Here is a 17,048-nt window from a genome sequence, read left to right as displayed (position 1 = left end):
TATGCGCATAAAATATTGGAGATTTAGCTTAGTTATACTTAAACACCAGTGCGAATGTTGTTTGATCAAATGGTACAGAGGTAACCTCCAAACTACCATGGTGCATTTTCATAATGTTTCTTGTAATGGTTAAGCCAATACCTGAGCCATTTTTTCTGGTGGTAAAGAAGGGTACAAAGATCTTTTCTAAAAGCTCCGGTTCAATGCCTTTACCATTATCCGTCACTTCAATATGCAATTTGTTGTTTTCTAAACGGTAACTAATCCCTATGGCGGGGTTTTCTATATCTTCAAGCGCATAAATGCTATTCGTTACCAGGTTAATCAGCGCCTGCTCTACTAATTTTAAATCTATTGGTATGCTGATCTTAGAAGAGGTTTGATCTACCTGAAGGGAAATGTTCTTGCCCTGTGCAAATGGTTGCATAAGGGTTTTAATGTGGACAAGCAGTTCACCTATGGTATGATATTCTAAAACAGGAGTAGGTAATTCGGCAATTAGTCTGTAGTCTTTAACAAAGTCGAGCAATCCTTCCGATCTTCGTTTGATGGTTTGTATTGCAGGCTTAAGGTCGTCCAGATCTTCCATAGTCAGTGTGGTCTTATCGCTGATCATGCTGTTCACCGTATCTGATAACGAGCTGATTGGGGTAATAGAATTTAGGATTTCATGAGAGATAACGCCGATAAGGCGGTTCCATGCTTCAGATTCTTTTTGTTCTATCTCGTCCTTAATGTTCTGGAAGGAAATAATGGTGTAATTGGTTTGGTAGAGATTGAGGGGGATGATCTCGGTAGAAAGCTGGATCAGTTTGTCTTGTATTTTTATTTCTATAAATTTCTTGCCACCCTGCCTTATGGAAGCAATCTCGCTGGCAAACTGAGGGAGGTGCTTTACCAGGCGATGCCAATATTTATAGGCAGGTACATTTAAGACACCTACTGCCGCCTGGTTTATGAGTACAATTTCTTTCGCCTCAGCTTCTATAGCCCCACCTTCCTTAATCACAATCACCCCAACGGGTACCTGTTCCAGTATAGTTTTGATGAGCAGGAACATGGAGTCCTTTTCCAATTGTATGTCTTTGTGGACCTGAATGATGTCGTTGAACGACTCGTACAACTCTGGAAAGCTGCCGCTGGTTACTTTGTTTCTAAAGTTTAGTGTGCTGTCTCTCGTTTTAACTGCAAGGATAAAGCGTTTGATGTCTTCCCTGATTTGGTTAATGTAGTTGTAAAGGCTGATTAGTGCGCCTAAAAGTATAACTGTTACACCTGCTGTGGTAAAGGGGAGGTTGGTGTGTTTTATCAGGTAATAGAGCAAGATGGCCAGCAGATTGATGACCAGCAGCCTAAACAATAAGCGGTAGGTGAAGCGGTTATAGAACATTACAGGTCAAATTTTTCAATACGTCTATACAATGCTGCACGTGTTAATCCGAGTTCGGTAGCGGCCCTGGATATATTTCCTTTGTGCTTGTCAATTGCCTTTTGCACCATCATTTTCTCCATTTCTTCCAGTCCCATATTGTCTTGCGGCACCGGGGAACCACTCCCGAATTTCTGCGGACTCAATTGCAGGTCGCCCGGGGTAATCTCCGTGCCATCTGACATGATTACTGCCCTTTCTATTACATGCTGTAGTTCCCTGATATTGCCGGGCCAGTAATAGTTGAGCAAGATATCTTTTGCCTTATTGTTGATGGACAGGAAGTTTTTATGGTATTTGTTACTGAAGGTGTTTAAGAAATGATCGGCCAATAAGATAATGTCTTCTTCGCGCTGCGCCAGATTGGGCAATACCAGTTCGACTGTGTTGATGCGGAAGAGTAAATCCTGCCTGAATGTTCCTTTGGAAACCATCTCATTCAACGGCATATTGGTAGCTGTAATGAGGCGTACGTTGATCTTGCGTTCCTTGCTTTCGCCCAGCCGGTTTATGGTCCTGTTTTGGATCACGCTGAGTAGCTTGGATTGTAAACCCATTGAAAGATTGCCAATCTCGTCCAGGAAAATAGTTCCGCCTTCGGCGATTTCAAACCTGCCTGGCTTGTCTTCCTTTGCATCTGTAAATGCACCTCTAGCGTAGCCGAATAGTTCACTTTCAAACAAGTTCTCATTTAAAGAGCCCAGGTCTACGTGCATAAATATTTGGTTTCTCCTTGGGGAAAGCTTATGAAGCTCGTAAGCAAATACTTGCTTGCCTGTGCCGTTTTCTCCAAGGATAAGCACGTTGGCATCAGTAGGGCCAACCTTAACAATTACATTTTGCAAGTGCTTGATAGGCTCAGAAGTTCCAATGATGTTTTCGAACTGCCTGTTGATGTCTTTTTGCAAAGAGGAATGGATCTTTTCCAGCTTCTTTACTTTTTTATTGGACTGACGTAGTTTAGATGCCGAAGAAAGTGTAGCGAATAATTTCTCATTTTCCCAGGGCTTCAAAATAAAATCTGTAGCTCCTTTTTTAATCGCCTGCACGGCCAGTTCGACGTTGCCATAAGCGGTCATCAGGATCACCACATAATCCTTGTCGATAGACAAGATGTGATTAAGCCAATAAATACCTTCCCGACCGTCGCTAACACCTTTTTGGTAGTTCATGTCCAGCAGGATGATATCGATATCGTTATGACTTAACAATACATTAATCTCTTTGGGCGAATTACAAGTAAGCACCTGTTGAAAATGCTGTTTTAGAAACAATTTGGCGCTCAGTAGTATGTCCTCATCGTCATCAATAACCAATACAGTTGCATCTATCATATAAATGTTCTTTTGCTATTATCAATATATTGGTAAACAATATAACACGTTCGCTGTCATTGCACGTTGGATTCGTTATTGTGCATTGTATTTGTCATTGCGCATTGCATTTGTCATTGCGAGGAACGAAGCAATCTGTATAAATGGATTGCTTCGTTCCTCGCAATGACAAATAAGGTCTGCAATGACAAATTAAGGTCTGCAATGACAAATAAGGTCTGCAATGACAAATACAATGACCAAAAATAATAAAAGTGTTCGGTGATGTACATGAACTGTCCGATTATGAACGGTTAAAATTTATTATTCAATTTATGTCATTGATTTACAGTGTTTTAAAATTGTTTTTTGTGTTGGCATAAGGTTGGCATAGGCCAGAATGTAATTGATACAATTGATGGACAAGAAAATTGAACGTAAGAGATTTAATAAAAAAACAATACTGATTATTATTGGTAGTGTGCTGTTTGTAGCGCTTGTAGGCTACGGGTACAAGTTGTCTTTAAATAAAGTTTATAAAGCTGATGCTGATAAGATCACAGTGAGTAAAGTGGCTTATGGAGATTTTGAAGATGTGGTATTGCTAAACGCAAGTGTGGTTCCACTTACTTCAGTTATCATCAGTTCTCCGGAAGGGGGTACTGTTGCAGAGATATTTACAGAGAATGGTGCGAGTGTGGTTAAAGGTACTCCGTTATTGAGGGTTGCCAATCCCAATGCCTTATCCAGCTATACTTCCAGCGAGACCAGCATCACCGAGCAGATCAATCAGTTGCGTAAACTGCGACTGGATTTGGAGCAAAATCAACGGATTATGAGTCAGGATATGATGGAGATTGAGAATAGCTTAAGAACCGCAACAAGGAAATATAAAGTGGACAGCACCTTGTATTCAAAAAAAGTAATTACACTGCAGGAATTTAGTGCTTCCAGTCAGGATTATGAATATTACCAGGACAGGAAAAAGATCCTGAAGCAAGCAGTAAGACAGGAGAATCAAAGTAGAATGATGCAATTACAGCAGATTGATTTTTCTATAGGCAGGATGAATGAAAGCATGGAAACCATTAGGCAGAACATAGAAAACATGACCATAAAGGCACCGGTTGCGGGCCGATTATCATCTTATGATCCCATCATTGGTAAATCTTATAGTGCAAATGAAATGCTGGGTAAAATTGACGTATTGCAGGGATATAAGCTCCAGGCGGGTGTGGACGAGTATTATATCAATAGGGTTAAAGAAGGACAGTCTGCCAATTGCGAGTTTAACGGAAAGACCTATAAGTTAAGTGTTAAAAAGGTAATACCTGAGGTTACTGCCGGACAGTTTCAAATAGAGCTGACCTTTGAAGGTAAATCTCCGGATGAACTGAGGAGGGGTTTATCCATGCAGGTTAAGCTAACACTATCAGACAATAGCAAATCATTGCTGGTTAGTCAGGGTCAGTTTTTCCAAAGCACCGGAGGCTCCTGGGTATTTGTCCTGAAGAACGGCAAAGCAACCAAACGCAATGTAAAAATTGGTAGAAAAAACTACCTGTACTATGAAATTTTAGAAGGGTTACAGAAAGGTGAGGAGGTGATCACTTCGTCATACGATCAGTTTACCCAGTACGATATAATTGAAGTTAACAACTAGGCTAAAAAAATATAACAATGATAAGAATTGAGAATCTGCAGAAAGTCTACAAAACAGAGGAAATAGAGACTACAGCGCTAAACGGTATCAACATGCATGTTAAACAAGGAGAGTTTGTGTCCATAATGGGCCCTTCGGGCTGCGGGAAATCTACTTTGCTAAATGTGATGGGCCTTTTGGATAAACCTGAAAGCGGCACTTATAAGTTTTTAGAAACTGAATTACTGGGGCTTAATGACAGGCAACGCGCAAATTTCAGGAAGCAGAACATGGGCTTTGTATTCCAAAACTTCAACCTTATTGATGAATTAACAGTATTTGAGAACATTGAGCTACCGCTGATTTATAACAAGGTGCCTTCTGCCGAGCGCAAGAGACTGGTTAACGAGATCATTGAACGAATGAATATCGTGAATAGGAGCGGTCACTTCCCTCAGCAGTTATCTGGCGGTCAGCAGCAGCGAGTAGCTGTTGCCAGAGCACTGGTTACCAAGCCTAAGCTCGTATTGGCGGATGAGCCTACAGGTAACCTGGACAGTTCTCATGGTAATGAAGTAATGGAGTTGCTTTGCGAATTGAACGAGACCGGTACCACAATAGTAATGGTTACCCACTCATCACATGACGCAAGTTTTTCTAACAGGATCATTAACCTGAAGGATGGACATGTCATCTCTGAAAAAGTGAATAAAGGAAGAACTGAAGAACTGATTTAATACGAAATAGCATGTTTAAACTGAACCTCAAAATCGCACTGCGAAACCTCTGGAAACATAAGACTTCATCAATAATTAATGTTGTAGGATTAGCTATTGGCCTAACATCTTGTCTATTATTATTGCTGTATGTCTCCTATGAATGGAGTTTTGATAAGCAATTTAAAGGCTCAGAGCATGTATATCAGGTAATGACCAATTTTGAAGATGCTAAAGGCAACGTTCAGGGTACTGTTGATCTGACTAGCAATGTAATTGCACAGGTGATAAAACAAGAAATACCTGATGTTGAATTGATCAGCCGCATTAGTAATAATGGCCAGCAGTTGATTGCAAACGGAGAAAATAGTTTTAAGAAAGAATCTACTTTTGCAGATCCTGATCTGCTTAAAATATATGGCTATGAGTTTATAGCAGGCAATCCAGAAACCGCTTTAAGTTCACCAAAGTCTGTTGTTCTAACAGAACGAATGGCAAAGCTCTTGTTTAAAGATGGTGATGCGCTCAACAAATCTGTAAGGTACAACAACGATACAGATTTAAAGGTTACTGGTATCATTAAGGACTTATCGGCAAATACCTCAAATACATTTGATTTTTTAATGCCATGGTCTTTATTTGAATCGATTGCTGATTGGGTGAAAAGACCCGATTGGGGCAATTACAACTGGCATACTTTAGTGCGTTTGAATGACCAAGCAAACATTCCCCTGATCAATACAAAGATTAAAGGAATGATAAAAAGGAATTATTCCAATTCAACGGAGGAAACATTTATCTATAAACTTTCTGACAGGCACCTGTTTGGGAAATTTGAAAACGGAAAAAGTGTAGGTGGCGACATTGAGCGGATCTATCTATTTATCGGCTTGGCCTTTGGGATACTGTTGATTGCATGTATTAACTTCATGAACATGGCGACAACCAAATCTGAAAGAAGGGCCAAAGAAGTAGGTATTAAAAAAACAATTGGTGCAAGCAGAGCTTCGTTAATAGCCCAGTTCCTTATAGAATCTATCTTACTAACATTTATTGGTGTGTTAGTTGCCGTTATACTGGTCGAGATTTTACTTCCAACGTTTAATAACCTACTCAATATCAAACTAAGTGTACATTATTATAGTGCCAGCTATTTAATCGGCATTACCAGTGTGATTTTGCTAACTGGATTGTTAGCTGGCAGTTATCCTGCCTTATATCTTTCTTCTTTTAATCCGATACAAACGCTAAAAAGAAAGACGGCAAGGACAAACGCCATTCCTGTTAGCTTAAGGCAAATATTGGTTATTGGACAGTTTAGTTTTGCCATTATCCTAATCATCGCTACGCTGGTAATTTATAAACAGGTTAAGTTTATCAGAGACAGGCCAGTAGGGTATGACATTAACCTTTTGGCCGAAATGCCGCAGGATGGCGAACTGGGAAGGAAGTTTGACACTTTTAAATCAGAACTTTTGAAATCTGGCGCAGTTACGGCCATGTGCCAGTCGTCCGGAAGCCTGTCAAATGCAGGCTCCAGTTTCTGGAATTTCGAATGGCCTGGAATGAGTGAGGCAGATAAGCAGGTTATTTTTAATCAGATTGCCACTACCTATGATTTCACCAAAACAAATGGGATTCAGTTAGTTGCCGGTCGCGATTTCTCCAAATCCTTCGCTTCAGATTCCGCTTCGCTGATGCTGAGCAGCACAGCTGTGAAGTTAATGGGCCTTAAAAATCCCATTGGTACAAAAGTAAAGTACCATGGCAATGATTTCAATGTAGTGGGGGTATTCAAAGACTTCATCTGGGGCTCGCCATACTTTACGGATAAGCCTATGGTAGTTGCCTTTAATAAAGGATGGAGTGGTCAGATTACCATGCGTTTAAATCCGGATAACAGTCTGACAAAAAATGTTGAACTGATCACGGAAGTGACCAAGCGAATAAATCCATCCTATCCCGTTGATCTGAAGTTTGTTAATGATTTATACGCTACCAAACTACAAGGAGAGAGAGTTTTGGGTATTTTATCAAATCTATTTGGCGGACTAGCGATATTTATATCCTGCTTGGGATTATTTGGTCTGGCAGCTTACAGCGCAGAACAGCGTACCAAAGAATTTGGTGTACGGAAGGTATTGGGCGCTTCAGTAGCTAGCATTATGCAACTGCTTTCTGTTTCTTTTATGAAAATGATATTGGTGGCTGTGATAATTGGTGTGCCTACTGCTTATTACATGATGAACAATTGGCTGGGCCATTTCGAGTTCCGTACTACAATTTCCTGGTGGATTATTATGACGGCAATATTTGGAACGGGAGCGATTGCCTTTCTTACCGTTAGCTTTCAGGCTTATAAAGCCGCTATATCCAATCCTGTTGATGCCTTAAAATACGAATAAGAGTATGTTTAAACTGAATTTTAAAATCGCCCTGCGGAACCTTTGGAAAAACAAAGGATTTACCCTCATTAACGTTGGTGGATTGGCCATTGGCTTAGCCAGCTGTATGATCCTGCTTTTGTATGTAGCTTACGAATGGAGTTATGATAAGCAATTTACTGATAATGATAAGACTTATGTTGTGTATCAAAACTCTGTGGCTAACGGTAAAACATTTAGCTGGGCCTGGACACCAAATGCGATGGCAGAGGAGGTCGCCGCAAAAGAACCAGGTGTTAAATATGCATCCCATTCCACCTATCCGAATGCGAAGCTAATTAGTGACGGGGATAAGAAATTGAAAGGCAAAGCAGTTTTTGCAGATAAGTTCTTTACCAAAATACTGGACTATAAATTCATAAAAGGCAATTCCGACCAGGTACTGAAAGATGTAAATACCATAGTTCTGACCGAATCTTTTGCCCGTAAACTGTTTGGGAACGACGATCCAATAAATAAAACCGTAAAGCTTGATAATCAAGATGTGCTAAAGGTTGAGGCCGTAATTGAGGATGTACCGGCCAATAGCAGCATCCAGTTTGACTACCTGATGCCTTGGGCATTGTTTGAACAAAGAGAACCCTGGGCACGAGGCAACAATTGGGGTAATAACATGTGCCTTACCATTGTTCAGTTGAAAGACAATAGCTTTTTTGCTGAATCTAACGCCTCAATGAAAGGTATTTATAAAAGAAACCAGAAAGAGAACACTGCGGAGGCGCTTTTGCACCCGCTAGTTAAATGGCACTTATTTGGTGATTTTGAAAAGGGTAAGTCTGTTGGTGGTAAGATAGATCAGCTTAAGATATTTCTGTTGCTTGCCTTCTGTATCCTGCTGATTGCCTGCGTGAACTTTATGAACTTATCAACAGCACGTTCTGAGCGCAGGGCTAGAGAGGTGGGGATTCGTAAAGCAATGGGTTCAACACGTAAATCGCTAATCGGGCAGTTTTTCATTGAATCTATATTTATCACTTTTGTGGCTGCTGTTGTTGCCTTCATTTTGGTGGAAGTTAGTTTGCCTTACTTTAACGATCTGTTAAGTATTGATTTACAATTTGATTATGCCAGCTTTAAGTTCTGGGGTATATTGATCGGTTTGATGATTTTTACGGGATTGATAGCCGGAAGTTATCCTGCCTTATATCTGTCTTCTTTTGAGCCCATAGCTGTGCTAAAAGGTCTGAAAATCAAATCTGACTCGTCCATATCTGTAAGAAAGGTTTTAGTGGTTGTTCAGTTTGTTTTCGCGGCATGTTTAATTGTGTGCACCTCAGTTATTTATCAACAACTAAAATATGTACAAAACAGACCAATAGGGTATGATAAATCGAATCTGGTTCAAATAGAAATTCAGGGTAAAATGCGCAATGAAAGCAAGCAAGCTTTGCTCAAAGCAGAAATGATAAAATCAGGCGCAGCTTCCGATGTGACTTTCTTTAGTAAAGACATCACGGAGGATGGTAACAATACAACAGGCGTATCCTGGGAAGGCAAAAACCCTGGAGAATCGATACTGTTTAACCATAGGGGTATAGGAACCGATTTCATTAAGACTATTGGAACGGAGTTGATTAGTGGAAGGGAGTTTTCCAATAAGTTTCATAATGACAGTTTAAGCATTATGCTAAACGAGGCTGCGGTGAAAATGATGCGATTGAAGAATCCTATTGGTGCTATAATTACTTGGGGTGATACCAAGGTTACTAATGTTGGTGTTGTTAAGGATTTTGTGGTAGAAAGTGCTTATCAGCCAGTTGCACCAATGTTTTTTTATCCGAGTTACAGGGATGGTCCATCGGTAATCATTGTTCGCCTAAACCCAGATCAAAACATCAGTTCTTCTCTTGAAAAATTGGATGAGTTGGTTAAGCAATTGGAACCTGATTATCCGGTGAATAAGAAGTTTGTTGACGACTCCTTCGAACTTAAATTTCAAAACGAAAAGCTATTGGGCACGCTTTCAAACTGGTTTGGTGGCTTCGCTATTTTCATTTCTTGTTTAGGCTTGCTTGGCTTAGCCCTTTTTATGGCAGAACAGCGGAAAAAAGAAATCAGCATCAGAAAAGTATTAGGTGCTAGTACTGCAAATATCCTTACGCTTTTAAATAAAGACTTTATAAAGCTGGTTGCTATTGCAAATCTGATCGCATTCCCGCTGGCATATATTGCCATTAACAAATGGCTTTCTGCGTACCAATATCGCATATCAATTTCTGCGCTGCCTTTTATTGTCGCCATCAGTCTTTCTGTACTCATAGCCATTTTAACGGTTAGTATCCAATCTATAAAAGTGGCGAAAGCTAATCCTGTTGATGCCTTAAAATACGAATAGCCATGTTTAAACTGAACCTCAAAATCGCACTGCGGAACCTTTGGAAGAACAAAGGATTTACTTTGATCAATGTTGGCGGACTGGCTATTGGCTTGGCTTGTTGTCTCATGCTCATGCTATATGTAAACTACGAATGGAGTTACGATAAGCAGTATAAAAATCTGGAGAACATTTACTTTGCAAAGTTAAAGCTAAAATTTAATGGAGAATTGGCGACAACTGGCGCAGTACCATATAAGCTAGCTGATGCAGTGCTTCGAGAAATTCCTGGTGTGAAAAATGCAGCGCGCATATCAATGTATCATGGGGCTAAACTTTTCAGTCACAATGAAAGCAAGTTTAAATTAATATCTGCTTATGTAGATAAATCCTTCATACAGATATTGAGCTATAACTTTTTATACGGCAATCCTGCTACTGCGCTCAATGAACCCGGATCAGTGATTTTGACGGCTTCTACCGCAAATAAATTATTTGGAACTGAAAATGTGATTGGGCAAACGCTCAAATGGGATAACCTTAAAGAGTTAAAGGTTTCAGGTGTAATAGCAGATTTGCCTAAGAATCAAAGTATCCAGTTTGAGGTGTTACAACCCTGGAGTTTTTTCAACCAGGTTAATCCAGGTATGGATGATGCAGGATGGGGAAGTATAGATTGCCAGACCATTTTTGAATTGAACGCTCGTGTTGCGCTTAATGATATTAATACAAAGCTGAAGAATTTCATAGTCGCGAAGGATCCCAGTGTAAAATCTTACGTGTATGAGCCCTTTTTGTTCCCAATTTCTAAAACCCATTTGTATGATGAGTTTAAGAACGGGAAGCTTGTTGGAGGCAGAATAGACCAGGTAAAACTGTTTGGGTTTCTGGCTTTGTGCGTATTGCTTATTGCCTGTATCAACTATATGAATTTATCTACTGCCAGATCTGAAAAGCGTGCCAGAGAAGTTGGTGTGAGGAAGGCTTTGGGTTCTGGAAGAGGTTCCTTAATGGGGCAGTTTATTTTAGAGTCAGTTCTGCTTTCTGCTTTTGCGATGCTCATTGCCTTTGCTTTATTGGAGACGTCCCTTCCATATTTTAATAATCTACTGAGCATAAATATTCTGATTGATTACAGCTCTTATTTATTCTGGAGTTTATTGCTGTGCCTTTCCTTATTTACAGGCTTATTGGCGGGTAGTTATCCCGCATTCTATTTGTCGTCATTCATACCAATAAAAGTTTTGAAGGGTTTTAAAGGTAGCTCTGGTTCCCTTAGTATCAGAAGATTGCTTGTCATCCTTCAGTTCAGTCTTTCTATTTGTATGATCATTTCGGCAATAGTGGTGTACCGGCAAATTCAATACCTTAAAAATAAGCCAATGGGTTTCGATCAGAATAATATGGTACAACTAGATTTGGAAGGCGAGTTAAAGGGCTCCTCAAAACTGGAGCTTTTTAAAAGCAATCTGATGAAGGATGGTGTGATTACCTCTGCCTCAGAATTTGCAGGAAATTTCACTGATGGAGGCTCAATTACTGGAGATATCAGCTGGCCGGGCAAAGCAGCAGATGATCGTTCTATTATTAATTATCGGAGCACGGGATTTGACTATGCGAAAACAATTGGTGCTAAAATATTGGAAGGCAGGGACTTCTCTTCAAAATTTCCCGCCGATACAAATACTTCTGTTCTATTGAATGAAACCGCAGTGAAGCTAATGAACCTGAAGAATCCTGTAGGCACAACAATACATTGGGGCGAGAACCAACCTTTAAAAATTGTGGGCGTAATAGGCGATTACTTTAATGAACAACCGGGAAAAGCTGTTGAACCAATGATTTTTTATTATAACATAAAATCGAGCGCGATACTTTTACTTCGATTAAATCCAAATCGATCGCTAAGTTCGTCGGTTCAGGCCATAGCGAAAATCTCTCAGGAACTTAATCCGGCTTTCCCAGCCCAGATCAGTTTTATAACTGCGGGAATGGAGGAAAAATTAAAAAATGAGCGATTACTAAGTGTGCTATCTAATGTTTTTGGGGGCTTTGCAATTTTCATTTCCTGTCTGGGGCTGCTAGGGCTGGCTTTATATATGGCTGAACAGAGAAGCAAAGAGATCAGCATACGCAAAGTTTTGGGTGCTGACCTTAAGAGTATTCTAATTTTATTGAATAGAGATTTTATCAAGCTAGTGATCGTTTCCAATATAATCGCCATCCCCATTGCTTTTATCATTTTGACGAAATGGCTCGGTAAGTATGATTTTAAGACAGATATAACTGCCTGGCCATTTATAGTGGCCCTGCTATTATCTGTGGTGATTGCAATGTTGACCGTGAGTTTTCAGACGATAAAAGTTGCCAAAACTAATCCTGTTGATGCCTTAAAATACGAATAGCCATGTTTAAACTGAACCTCAAAATCGCTTTGCGGAACCTTTGGAAGAACCGCTGGATTACCGCAATAAATGTTGGTGGACTAGCCATAGCCCTGGCTTCTTTTATTTTGGTAATGATGTATGTGACTTACGAGACCAGTTTTGATAAGGATAACCCCAACTATGAGAACATATATGTGGTTGGAATAGTTTATCCAGAATTTAAAACCAATTATACGGCTGCTCCATTTGCAAAAGCCATCAAACAAAATCTCCCAGAAGTTGAATTGGCTGGAATTATAAAAGGCAGTGCTTTTGAATCGGTTATAAGGAACGGCAAAAATACCATTTTTGCAAAAAATATTCTTCAGGCAGATTATAATGCAGCAAAGATACTTAACATTAAACCCAAAGGCGGATTACAGAAACCGAGTGGGGACATAGAACGGCTTTCCTATTTGAATGAGGAAAACATGAATGTTCTCTTTCCTAATAAAATGGATAATAAACCTGAAATGGTTGGCTTTGGCGCGAGCAACTCTGGGATAACCGGAACAATTGCTGGTTCGATAAAAAATAATATGCATTCGGACTTTACCTTCGATGGTGTTTCTATCGGCAATGAATTAGGTATTGGAGATAATTATGACATGAACGATTATTCCATTTACCTACAGGTAAAACCTGAAACGAATGTGGTAGATCTTGAACATAAAATCACGAATTTATACAGATCAGAATTAGTAAAAAGTAAAACGAACAATAAAATTGATGAAATAAAAGGTATTTCTACATTTTTAGACCCACTGTCGAATCAACATTTGAGGCCAAAGGCCGGTAACGATTCACCTTATAAAATACTAATCGCACTTTCGGTATTGGGGATTTTGATTTTGGTAATTGCCTGTATCAATTTTACCAATTTGAGTATTGCCCAGGCAACCAAACGCGGCAAGGAAGTTGGTGTCAAAAAGGTAATGGGCGCTTATCGTTTCCAACTAATGACTCAGTTTCTGGTCGAGATTTTTATGCAGTGTTTTGCTGCTACTATTTTGGGATTAATTTTCGCAGAACTGGTATTGCCGAACTTTAATAATCTGTTTCAGGTTCACCTATCTATCTGGCATATCAATAACGACTTGTTTTGGCAGTTGCCGCTAGTTTTAGGTGTCATCACGGTTATTTCCGGTCTTTACCCAGCAATGGTTTTATCTGGTTTTAACCCAGCATTGGTTTTAAAAGGTAATTTTTCTACAAGCAAAAAGAGTTATTGGTTACGTAACAGCTTGCTTGTTTTTCAATTTAGTAGTGCTGTTGTTTTCATTATTGGCGTATTAATCATCAATTCTCAATTGAAATATATGCGGAGCGAAGATTTAGGGTTTACTGCAAATCAGGTGGTTCACATTAAAAATATTTCAATTTTTAACAACCCTTTAAAATTCGAGCCGATAAGAAATAGGGTTCTCAAAATCCCAGGTATAAAATCGGTTACTGTGGCCACTTTCATACCTGGGGGTGAAAATGGATTGAATAATTACACCGCCAATGGTGTAAAAGCCAATATTGATTTTGTCAATGTAGATTTTGACTATTTCGAAACTTTAGCAATTAGGTTAAAAGAAGGGCGGTTTTTCTCACACGAACATAAAACAGACACAGCGAACTCTGCCGTAATCAACGAGAGTGCTGCTGCCAAATATGGTTTTAAAAATCCTTTAGGACAAACGATTAGGGGCTGCAATATAGATTATAAAATAGTTGGTATAATTAAAGATTTTAAAACACAAGGTTTTGAGAGTGCAGTCCAACCCACTATTTATACAATTAAGGACCCATGTGGAAGTTTTAAAATACAAATTATGCTTAAAGTTGAAGAGAATAAAATGGCCGATGCATTGGCCGCTTTAAAATCTCAATGGTCTCAGATTAATTCTATGGATGGAGAAGATTTTCGTTATGAATTCCTTGATGAACGATACGGTCAACTTTTCAAAAAACAAGAACAGTTGCAATCTGTATTTTTTGCTGCGGCGATCCTCACCATTTTCATCGCTATTTTAGGTTTATTTGCTTTTGCGAAATATATCACTAATGGAAGAATCAAGGAAATGGCAATGCGTAAAATTTTAGGTGCTAGTGATTTACAAATCTTTAAATTGATTAACCGCTCTTTTTTGATAATGGTTGTTTTAGCCAACCTGATCTCCTGGCCTGTAGCTTATGTGATTACAAAAAGCTGGTTGGCTACTTTTGCCTATCGTGTAGCTATTCCCGTACTGCCCTTTCTGGTAAGCGGGGCCTTAACCATCGTCCTGACCATTATTACAGTGAGTTTGCAGGCATCAAGGGCAGTTAAAGCCAATCCAGTAGCAGCCTTAAAATATGAATAGTCCAAAATAGAAACAAGATGTTTAAACTGAACCTCAAAATCGCTTTGCGAAACCTTTGGAAATACAAGGGATATACATTGATCAATATATCTGGTTTGTCTATTGGAATGGCAAGCTGTATCCTCATTTTTATTTTTATAAAGTATCAGTTGAGTTTTGATGAGGGGTTTAAAAATGAGGACAGAATATTCAGGGTAGTTACAAATTGGAAGTACAATGCATTTGACGATTACTCAGCAGGAGTTCCGGCTCCATTTTCGGCAGCTGCAAGAGTAGAATTTGCCGGACTGGAAAAGGTAGGTGCCATCGCAAAACGAGGTGCTATTATTCACATAAATGACGATGCCGGCAAGGAGATCTTTAAAAACAAGGAAAAGATTTTTTATGCTGAGCCTGATTTCTTCGATATCATCAATGTTAAATGGAGCTACGGTAAAACAGGAGTTGCTTTAAAGGAGCCGAATACTGTTGCACTGTCTGAAGCCAAGGCCATTCAATTTTTTGGAAGTCCGGAAAAGGCGTTGGGAAGAAGTATTACATCTGGAACCAGTAAAATTTTTAAAGTAACGGGTATTTTTCAGGACCAGCCTAAAAACAGCAGTTTCCCGCTCCAAATAGTGATGAGCTATCAGAATTTTTTAAATAAGAATCAGGTAAACTGGGACGCTGTTAATTCCAGCTCGGCTTGCTATGTTCTTCTAAAATCCGGACTAAAAGTAGCTGATCTGGATAGGTCACTAGCCGCGTTTAACCAAAGGCATTACCGTGAAAACCATGTGTCCGGCAATCAGGTTAATGCTTTTCAACCACTGAGAGCAATTCACTTTAGTGAGCTTTACGACAATTTTGCTGAAAGCACGATTGCTAAAAGGGAGATTTACGGATTGGGTATTATAGGAGTATTCCTGATACTGACTGCTTGTATCAACTTTATCAATCTCAGCACCGCACAGGCAGTAAACCGTTCTAAAGAAGTTGGTGTTAGAAAGGTAATTGGAGGTGAGCGCAGTCAGTTAATTTTGCAGTTCCTAACAGAAACTTTTGCACTGATTATCATTGCTTTGATCGTTGCTTGTGTGCTAACCGAGCTGGTGTTGCCCTTTATGAACAACTTATTAAAAGGTGAGGTGAGTTTAAGCCTTTTTAATCAGCCAGTGATATTCCTGTTTATGGGTGTTTTGGTTTTGCTTGTTTCTTTTCTCGCTGGTTTTTATCCAGCCCTTATTATCTCTGGATTTAACCCTGTGCTAGCCATTAACAATAAGGTGAGTTTGAATAACAATGGTTTAAGTTTGAGAAAGGTACTTGTGGTAGTTCAGTTTTCAATTACTATCATTTTAATTATAGGAACATTGGTAATTAGGAGCCAAATGGAGTATGTGCGCAAAAAGCCATTGGGTTTTAATACCAACGCAGTTGCTATGATTAGCATTTTTAATGATAGTTTGTCGAGAACCAAATTGTCTGTTTTTAAAGAAAGGGTGTTGCAATTACCAGGAGTATTGGGACTAAGTTATTGTCAGACTTCACCGTTATCAGAAGATGTGAATTCTACAGATTTCACGTTTAATCATGTCAAGAACCACGATTTTGAGGTGAGGACATCCAGAGCTGATGCTGATTTCTTTAAAGTATTTGACTTAAAAATCATAGCCGGGAAAGTGTTTAAACGAAGCGATACTGCCAATGGATGTATTGTGAATGAAACGTTTTTAAAGAAAATGCACATCACTAATCCGCAGGACGCTCTCGGTAAGATACTAGATGCATCCGGAAATCTGGTGCCTGTTGTTGGAGTGGTTAAAGACTATAATGATAAATCGCTAAAGGAGGAAATTTCAGGCATTGCCATCTTCCAGGGAAAACAGGATTACTATTCGGCAGCATTGAAGATGGATCCGGAACAACTGAGTTCAGGAATGAAGGAAGTACAGAAATTATGGAACTCGACCTTTAAAAATGGTGTTTATGAAATGAGTTTTGTTGATGATGAAATCAATAGTTATTATCAAGGTGAAAGGATTGTAGGAACGCTTTTTAAGGTTTTCGCCGGCATAATCATTTTCATATCCTTTATCGGTCTGTTCGGGTTGATCTCTTTTGTTGCAGCTCAAAGAACCCGGGAAGTTGCTATTCGTAAAATATTGGGAGCCACAACTTATCAACTGATCAGCATGCTGAACAACTCCTTCCTGCAAATGGTATTTATTGCCAATCTTTTGGCATGGCCGCTTGCCTATCTCTTTGTTTCCAAATGGCTGGCAGGTTTTGCTTATCGAATGGAACTGACGGCCTGGCCGTTTGTATTGGCTATGGTAATATCCATGTTTATTACACTGATAACCGTGAGTTTGAGATCTTACAAAGCTGCTACAAGTAACGCAGTTAACGCATTAAAATACGAATAATGTAT

General features: G+C 39.4%; 9 protein-coding genes. 7 read left to right on the top strand and 2 right to left on the bottom strand.

All coding sequences use genetic code 11. The features are described from left to right. Positions 1–28: 28 nt before the first annotated feature. Both ACVWYN_RS10555 and ACVWYN_RS10550 read right to left on the bottom strand, forming a co-directional pair. On the bottom strand, positions 29–1,390 hold the full coding sequence (locus ACVWYN_RS10555; RefSeq protein WP_457288823.1) for a sensor histidine kinase: 1,362 nt from the start codon (positions 1,388–1,390) through the stop codon (positions 29–31). Beyond that, the gene (locus ACVWYN_RS10550) at positions 1,390–2,763 is read right to left on the bottom strand and encodes a sigma-54-dependent transcriptional regulator (RefSeq protein ID WP_457288822.1); all 1,374 of its coding nucleotides are present in this window, start codon (positions 2,761–2,763) and stop codon (positions 1,390–1,392) included. The genes ACVWYN_RS10555 and ACVWYN_RS10550 overlap by 1 nt, the downstream gene beginning before the upstream one ends. Positions 2,764–3,160: 397 nt before the next feature. On the opposite strand from ACVWYN_RS10550, the gene ACVWYN_RS10545 reads away from it, so the two are divergent. The 7 genes from ACVWYN_RS10545 to ACVWYN_RS10515 are packed head-to-tail and all read left to right on the top strand — an operon-like array spanning position 3,161 to position 17,043. Further along, positions 3,161–4,405: an efflux RND transporter periplasmic adaptor subunit gene (locus ACVWYN_RS10545; RefSeq protein ID WP_457288821.1), complete on the top strand. Its 1,245-nt coding sequence runs from the start codon at positions 3,161–3,163 to the stop codon at positions 4,403–4,405. A gap of 17 nt (positions 4,406–4,422) precedes the next feature. Further along, positions 4,423–5,121: an ABC transporter ATP-binding protein gene (locus ACVWYN_RS10540; RefSeq protein WP_457288820.1), complete on the top strand. Its 699-nt coding sequence runs from the start codon at positions 4,423–4,425 to the stop codon at positions 5,119–5,121. A gap of 11 nt (positions 5,122–5,132) precedes the next feature. Continuing rightward, positions 5,133–7,505: an ABC transporter permease gene (locus ACVWYN_RS10535; protein ID WP_457288819.1), complete on the top strand. Its 2,373-nt coding sequence runs from the start codon at positions 5,133–5,135 to the stop codon at positions 7,503–7,505. A gap of 4 nt (positions 7,506–7,509) precedes the next feature. Continuing rightward, positions 7,510–9,879, top strand: a complete 2,370-nt coding sequence (locus ACVWYN_RS10530) for an ABC transporter permease (RefSeq protein ID WP_457288818.1) — start codon at positions 7,510–7,512, stop codon at positions 9,877–9,879. Between the two features lie 2 nt (positions 9,880–9,881). After that, positions 9,882–12,263, top strand: a complete 2,382-nt coding sequence (locus ACVWYN_RS10525; protein ID WP_457288817.1) for an ABC transporter permease — start codon at positions 9,882–9,884, stop codon at positions 12,261–12,263. Between the two features lie 2 nt (positions 12,264–12,265). Further along, positions 12,266–14,635 carry an FtsX-like permease family protein gene (locus tag ACVWYN_RS10520; protein ID WP_457288816.1) on the top strand — a complete coding sequence of 790 codons (2,370 nt, stop codon included), beginning with the start codon at positions 12,266–12,268 and terminating at the stop codon, positions 14,633–14,635. A 17-nt stretch (positions 14,636–14,652) separates the two neighbouring features. Then, the gene (locus tag ACVWYN_RS10515; protein WP_457288815.1) at positions 14,653–17,043 is read left to right on the top strand and encodes an ABC transporter permease; all 2,391 of its coding nucleotides are present in this window, start codon (positions 14,653–14,655) and stop codon (positions 17,041–17,043) included. The last annotated feature ends 5 nt before the right edge of the window (positions 17,044–17,048 follow it).

Source organism: Pedobacter sp. UYP24, assembly GCF_054057295.1.
The sequence above is the reverse complement of the archived record's forward strand: the minus strand, read 5'-3'. Positions and strand labels throughout refer to the sequence as shown.

Coding starts and splice junctions, on each gene's coding strand:
- ACVWYN_RS10555 (WP_457288823.1), bottom strand. CDS start 1,390: ATGTTCTATAACCGCTTCACCTACCGCTTATTGTTTAGGCTGCTGGTC.
- ACVWYN_RS10550 (WP_457288822.1), bottom strand. CDS start 2,763: ATGATAGATGCAACTGTATTGGTTATTGATGACGATGAGGACATACTA.
- ACVWYN_RS10545 (WP_457288821.1), top strand. CDS start 3,161: ATGGACAAGAAAATTGAACGTAAGAGATTTAATAAAAAAACAATACTG.
- ACVWYN_RS10540 (WP_457288820.1), top strand. CDS start 4,423: ATGATAAGAATTGAGAATCTGCAGAAAGTCTACAAAACAGAGGAAATA.
- ACVWYN_RS10535 (WP_457288819.1), top strand. CDS start 5,133: ATGTTTAAACTGAACCTCAAAATCGCACTGCGAAACCTCTGGAAACAT.
- ACVWYN_RS10530 (WP_457288818.1), top strand. CDS start 7,510: ATGTTTAAACTGAATTTTAAAATCGCCCTGCGGAACCTTTGGAAAAAC.
- ACVWYN_RS10525 (WP_457288817.1), top strand. CDS start 9,882: ATGTTTAAACTGAACCTCAAAATCGCACTGCGGAACCTTTGGAAGAAC.
- ACVWYN_RS10520 (WP_457288816.1), top strand. CDS start 12,266: ATGTTTAAACTGAACCTCAAAATCGCTTTGCGGAACCTTTGGAAGAAC.
- ACVWYN_RS10515 (WP_457288815.1), top strand. CDS start 14,653: ATGTTTAAACTGAACCTCAAAATCGCTTTGCGAAACCTTTGGAAATAC.